Annotated in this window: 3 protein-coding genes; 1 reads left to right on the forward strand and 2 read right to left on the reverse strand. The window is 67.0% G+C overall.

Translation table 11 applies throughout. The features are described 5' to 3' along the window. On the reverse strand, window positions 1-729 hold a 729-nt coding region (locus PGX04_RS23590; protein ID WP_273740742.1), incomplete at its 3' end, for a DUF3267 domain-containing protein. Window positions 730-837: 108 nt separating this feature from the next. On the opposite strand from PGX04_RS23590, the gene PGX04_RS23595 reads away from it, so the two are divergent. Beyond that, window positions 838-1,137 (forward strand): DUF7111 family protein, encoded by a 300-nt coding sequence (locus tag PGX04_RS23595; RefSeq protein ID WP_273740743.1) that lies wholly within the window; start codon window positions 838-840, stop codon window positions 1,135-1,137. 104 nt (window positions 1,138-1,241) lie between these two features. On the opposite strand, the gene PGX04_RS23600 is transcribed toward PGX04_RS23595, so the two are convergent. Next, a partial coding sequence (locus tag PGX04_RS23600; RefSeq protein WP_425498460.1) for a DUF7410 domain-containing protein occupies window positions 1,242-1,468 on the reverse strand: 227 nt, incomplete at its 5' end.

Genomic DNA, 1,468 nt, shown 5'->3' on the forward strand with positions numbered 1-1,468 from the left:
GGAGCCGACCGCGAGCGAGACGAGGACGGCGAACAGCGCGTAGGTCACGATCGCGGCGAGGGTTCCGACGCTCCCGGTCAGAAATCGCGCGAGAAACGGCGTGCCCGGAAGCCGGCCGACGGAGCGGTCGTCAGCGCCGTAAATTCCGAATCCCTGCACGCCGCCGGGCGGGTCGCCGACGCGAACGTCGGCGGGGTACTGACAGAGGACGGCGGCCATCCAGAGGTCGCCGATCGAGCCGGCGGCGTTCGCCGCCAGCGGGACGATCAACAGGGGTGACGGAACGACGACCATCGCGGCGAGTCCGAGGGACGTGATCACCGCGAACGGCGCGAGCAGGGCGACGAGTAACTGATTTCGGGAGTAGCTCGCGCCGCTCGTTTCGGCGTACGCGTACGGCAATACGAAGTACGAGAGACCGATGCCGTAGCTCGGAGAGTCGCCGTAGCGAGCCATGAACACGCCGTGGAGCAGTTCGTGGGGGACGACCACGCAGACGAGCAGCCCGAGGGAGACGACCAGGAAGCCGACCACCGTCGGCGGCGAGGACGGCGCGATCACGATCGGCTCGAGCGACGTCCCGCGAACCAACGCGAGGACGTGTCCGAACCCGTACGCGAACCCGAAAAATCCGACCGCAGAGACGACGAGCCACTGCAGCGCGACCGCTCGCGTGAGTCGAAACGTCGCGAGCGGGCGGGGGACCGAGGCGGATTCCGATCGGCTCACGAGACGGACCTCGAAGCCGATTGGAAAATCGGTGTCGATGTTCGCTTCTCCCGCGGGCTGCCGACCGGAACCGACAGCTTCCCGGTGGTCGCTCCACGAGGTATCGGCATGACCGACGATCGGACGGCCGAGGCCGATGGCATCAGGGCCGCCTACGAAGAAACCGAGACGGAACGAATCCTCTCGTTCGAGCGCGGGGGTTCGGACGACGGCGGGTCCGGCCCCACGGCCGCGATCGCCCAGAATCGAGAGGGGTACGCCATGTTGAAAGTACGGCCGACGGCCGAGGGCGACGAACTCGAGCGCTACTACGGGTTCGATATGGCGCTCGATCACGCCGGGGAGTTGCTCGGCGTCTCACCACGCGACCTCCCGGTTCCGGACGCGGCCGACGATATGGGGATGTGACTCGGACGACGAACGCGGGACTCATACGGTCTGTTGTACCGATGTATCGGAGCAAACGCAGGACGGTTCGCGGTTGCTCCGGAAATGACATTCAACAGACCGTCTCAAACGACGAACGCGGCGATGATCAACAGCCCGAAGTACAGCAGGACGAGGACGCCGAGCGCGTACAGCCGAAAGCGGCGCGTCTCCGCGCGTTCCTCGCGGATAGCCCGCTCGACGGTCGCGCGTTCGCGCTCCGAGAGCCGGTCGGGGTGCTCGAGGCCGCGGTGGAACGACTCGTAGCGCGCTCGCCGAAACGGTCGGTCGCAGTACGGACAGCGAACGGGCG

The sequence above is a fragment of the Natrinema soli genome (assembly GCF_028618695.1).